The organism is Paenibacillus sp. AR247 (assembly GCF_002968895.1).
GTDB lineage: Bacteria > Bacillota > Bacilli > Paenibacillales > Paenibacillaceae > Paenibacillus_AQ > Paenibacillus_AQ favisporus.
This window is the reverse complement of sequence record NZ_PCZT01000025.1, coordinates 167,507-171,684: the sequence shown is the minus strand read 5'-3', so window position 1 is coordinate 171,684 and position 4,178 is coordinate 167,507. Positions and strand designations below refer to the sequence as shown.

Annotated in this window: 4 protein-coding genes and 1 pseudogene; 4 read left to right on the top strand and 1 reads right to left on the bottom strand. The window is 45.0% G+C overall.

Features of this window, described 5'->3' with window-relative positions:
- Positions 1-186: winged helix-turn-helix transcriptional regulator (locus CPT76_RS33640; protein ID WP_146116519.1), on the bottom strand; the 186-nt coding region annotated here is incomplete at its 3' end.
- A gap of 150 nt (positions 187-336) precedes the next feature.
- Here CPT76_RS33640 and CPT76_RS33635 point away from each other — a divergent pair.
- From CPT76_RS33635 to CPT76_RS33620, 4 genes and pseudogenes are all read left to right on the top strand, one after another.
- Positions 337-1,866 carry a copper amine oxidase N-terminal domain-containing protein gene (locus tag CPT76_RS33635; protein WP_105445999.1) on the top strand — a complete coding sequence of 510 codons (1,530 nt, stop codon included), beginning with the start codon at positions 337-339 and terminating at the stop codon, positions 1,864-1,866.
- 174 nt (positions 1,867-2,040) lie between these two features.
- Positions 2,041-2,223, top strand: a pseudogene (locus CPT76_RS33630) (tyrosine-type recombinase/integrase); the annotation flags it as partial.
- 152 nt (positions 2,224-2,375) lie between these two features.
- Positions 2,376-3,029: a lysozyme inhibitor LprI family protein gene (locus CPT76_RS33625; protein WP_105445997.1), complete on the top strand. Its 654-nt coding sequence runs from the start codon at positions 2,376-2,378 to the stop codon at positions 3,027-3,029.
- 285 nt (positions 3,030-3,314) lie between these two features.
- Complete coding sequence (locus CPT76_RS33620; protein WP_105445996.1) at positions 3,315-3,797, top strand: DinB family protein; 483 nt, start codon at positions 3,315-3,317, stop codon at positions 3,795-3,797.
- Positions 3,798-4,178: the final 381 nt, after the last annotated feature.

Genomic DNA, 4,178 nt, shown 5'->3' with positions numbered 1-4,178 from the left:
GACACCGTCCTGCTCTAAATCCTTAAGCCGCTCCGACAATAACCGGCCGCTGATCGGCAGGGAGGATTCAATGGTGCAAAAACGCTTCGGGCCGCTCAGCAGCTGATGGATGATCAGGCTGGTCCAGCGCCGGTTGATAATTCCCATCCCTTTTTCCAATTTGGGGCATAAATGGCTTGATTGCATGCTTCTTCACCTCGTTTATGATGTTCATTATATCGCAAATGGAGCTTTAAATATATACGGTTTGAAATGTTCTTTACATTCGGTGTTACCTGCTGGCATACTATATAAAATGGAATTTTTTCCATGCATACATAATGGGGAGGTAAACTGATGAAGAAGCGTTTCAAATGGGGATTGGCGCTTGGACTGGCCATCATGCTGATTGTGCTGGCAGGCTGTCAGGCCGTTGGCGGCCTGGACGTCAACAAAGCGGTGCTCAGTACACTGGATGTCAAATCGTCCGAAGCGAAGTCCTCGCTGTCGCTTGAACTGGTGCCTGCGGATAGCGGCCTGACGGCAGAAGATAAGCAGATGATCGACTTGATCAACTCCATCTCGCTCACGATTGACTCGGCTCGTACGCAGGATCCAAACACCGGATCGATTGAAGGCGCCGTGAAGGTTAACCTGGCCTTGTCTCTTGAAGGCATGACTCAACCTGTCGTGATTCCGCTGAACGGTATGGAAGGCATGGAAGGGCTCACGATGACTGGACTTCAAATGTCCAACGAAAGCGCGTTAAAAATGGTGAAGGATGTCGGCGGCTTCCTGATCAAGCACGCGCCGAACCCATCCTCGATTGCACTGTCCTCCGTGACTGATAAGGTGAACGGCGAATCGCTGTCGCTGCAGAAGCTGCACATCGATATTCGAGGGGATGAGCTGGCTGGCCTGGTTAAAGGCTTCCTGACGAGCGTATCCCAGGACAAAGAAGGATTGAAAGAAATGATCGCAGCCGTCTACGACGTCTACTATCCGATCTTTGAACCTACGTTTAGCCAGTCCGGTGAGGACATGGGCGATATGGCTGCAGCGTTCGGCACGCCGGAAAGCGTGCTGAAGGATAAAGACGCGGCGGTGACTTATTTTACCGATGAAGCGCTGAAGGCGCTGAACGAGTTCCTGCCTCAATACGACGACACCGTCAAGGAATTGACAGCTGACCCGGATCTGTCCGTACTGCTTGGCAAGGATACCGTGCTCTCGCTGGACTTCTTCCTGGACAGCAAGCTGCAGATCCGCAAGCAGAACATGGACCTGACGATCCAAATTCCGCAGGGTGAAGGCGTGCCTGTGAAGCAGGTGAAAGTTCACTCGCAGTCGGAGACGTGGAACGTCAACCAGCCGGTGACCGTGAATAAGGTCGACACGTCCAAAGGCGTGTGGGAACCAAGTTTGATCGGCGTGACGCCAGGTGAAGTGATCCGTCATCTCGATGCGAAATCTGACCTGTACCGTCTCTTGACGGAAGATGCGAAGATTACGCAAAAGCAGATTTCGCTGACAACGCGCCAAAATGCTGAAGACGACGAAGACTACTGGTACTACCCGGAAGCCATTATCGTGAACAACACGACGATGGTGCCGATCAAATACGTTGCGGATCAGCTGGATGCCCAACTGAAATGGAACGGGGCCACGAAGCAGCTGACGATGGTGGATGACCTGAAAGGCACCCAGATCGTCATCAAGGAAGGCTCCAAGCAAGCGACGATCGACGGCAAAGCCGTTACCTTGACCCAGCCGGTGATCAACCGCGACAGCACGCTGTACGTGCCGCTGCGTTTTGTGGCCGACGCCTTCGTCACGAAGGTGAACTGGGACAAGAGCGAGCAGTTGGTGACGATTGAGCGGGAGTAGATTATATTAATGGGTTTGAAAGCTGGAGAGCTTGAAAAACTCGGATGAAGAATGCGGAACGTATGAGAAGAACTGAAGGCAGCCCTGAGGGGCTGCCTTTTTTTAATGGGGGTAAGGGACACAGGGGGGATCGACGACTAACAAAAAAACCAAAGAGGCAAGCGAAATGGTAAGCCCGTTACGGTGCATACCCTGAGACATTCTTTCGCCACACATTTTCTGGAAGTAGGTACTGATCTCCGATACATTCAAAAATTATTAGGGCATGAAAGCTCCCATACCACCGAAATCTACACCCATGTCAGTATCAAAGATGTCCGCCGTATACTGAGTCAGCTGGATCGATTATCGAATTGAATAATTTGGTAATTTCGAATACCATGGGAGATACAAATGTAATACGAATATCGCACACTCGGTGGGAAAGGAAGGAGTATGCGACATTCTTAGAATGGGAGTTATGCACCATTACCGGTAAATATTAAAGATAATATTTAAGGAGATCATTTATGAAAGGTAAGATACTCTTATTATTTTTTATTACAATAGTGTTTTCATCTTGTCAAAATACTAGTCAATCAGCTACCTTGAACAGCGAAACTAGATCAATAAGTAACTCTGAACTGCCTCCTGATGTAGTGAGTACAGGTAATGGAGCAGAATCGGAAGGAATAACTGAAGGTCGATCAGATCCTTCTAACAATGAAGTGTTATCCATGAGCATTGGGAACTATGATTTGAAAGGAGAATTTTATGATGAAATGCTTCGAAATCCTATAGATCATGATTATGAAGTGGAATTAAATGAATTAGTAAATTCCAAAGAGGATATCACAACATTGCGATGGGGTGCGTTGGAAGGCAAATATACAGAGATTTGGGATAAAGAGTTGAATCAAATATATAATAAGCTTCTTCCCAAGTTGGATAGAGAACCAAGAGAAGCACTAATTGAATCGCAGAAAGAATGGTTACAGTATCATTTAAAGGAAACAACATTTGTAGAGAAGACATTTATTAGTAATGGTTACCTTGGAACACAAGGATCGGTAAGCCTAGCCAAGGATGAACGAGAGAGAATTAGGGAAAGAACAATGCAATTATTTGAATATCGATATTTGCTAGATCGTGAAGTTGAGTTTATATACCAAAGTAAAAAATAGAGTTGGAATCTTCGAAGACAGTAACGGAGCATAACACTGTATTCACTCTTCGGGCTATCGCCCTCGGTTGTCAGATGTATGATCATAGAATTAGCTCAGACAACAAATGACCCATACTAGGATAAGAGCCATCTAAGGTTGGGTCGTTTAGTGAATACAAAAACGTTAGGCGTGACTAAGTGCTGACACACCTACTCCCTCCAGTCGTTAAAGTCTCTTGGCTTCGTGAATACCCAAACGTTACCCGAAAAAAACGAAAGATTAATAGAAAAGTGAGGTAGAAGGATGAGTTATAGATCTATTCTCATAGACCAGTTAAACGCCTGTTACAACGATAAGAGTTGGTTCATTCCACTCCATGAAATTTTAAAAGATTTAAATGCTACACAAGCTACATGGGAAAATGAAAGTAAACAATCAATTTGGTCGATCGTGAATCATCTCATATTTTGGAATGAGAAGTGGCTTGAGAGATATAACGTTGAACAATTTGAATTGGAAAGTTCAATAAACAATGATGATACTTTTTATGTGAATCCACATACAATAAATGATTTTGAGTGGAAGAAGACCTTACAGAGACTTGAAACAGTCTTTGAAAGTTGGAATAGGGCACTTGAGGAAAGCGAAGATCATAAACTTATAAAAGAAATCCCCTCATATTTCAATGCTCCTTGGTGGGGAGTAGTATCAAATTTATGTATTCATAATGCATATCATATTGGCCAGATCATGCTGCTCAAAAAACAATTGATAAGTGTAGGTTAGGTATATTTCGGAGGAGTCGGTTACTTCGGATAACACAGAATTCATACTTCGGGCATCACCCTTAATCACCAAGAAGAATCTCTAAGTAGTGGAATCGGGCGATACATTCAACCCGCTAAGAGTCTTCTGACGACCCGTTACCTGCAGTCACTTAAGCTGCTTGAACGTCAGGAATGCCAAATGTTAATGAGGAATCCCAGTAGAAAGAAGGGGAAATAAACCATGGAACCACTATTTACTCATGATACATTTTGTTTGATGCAGACTCAGCAGCTGACAACCCTGAGAACCTTACCGCGTTGCGGCCGGCAACAGAGGTATCGAGCAGGACATTATCGAGAAGAGTTGATTTATTCTTGTAAGATAGAGGGAGAGAAACAA

Coding starts and splice junctions, on each gene's coding strand:
- CPT76_RS33635 (WP_105445999.1), top strand. CDS start 337: ATGAAGAAGCGTTTCAAATGGGGATTGGCGCTTGGACTGGCCATCATG.
- CPT76_RS33625 (WP_105445997.1), top strand. CDS start 2,376: ATGAAAGGTAAGATACTCTTATTATTTTTTATTACAATAGTGTTTTCA.
- CPT76_RS33620 (WP_105445996.1), top strand. CDS start 3,315: ATGAGTTATAGATCTATTCTCATAGACCAGTTAAACGCCTGTTACAAC.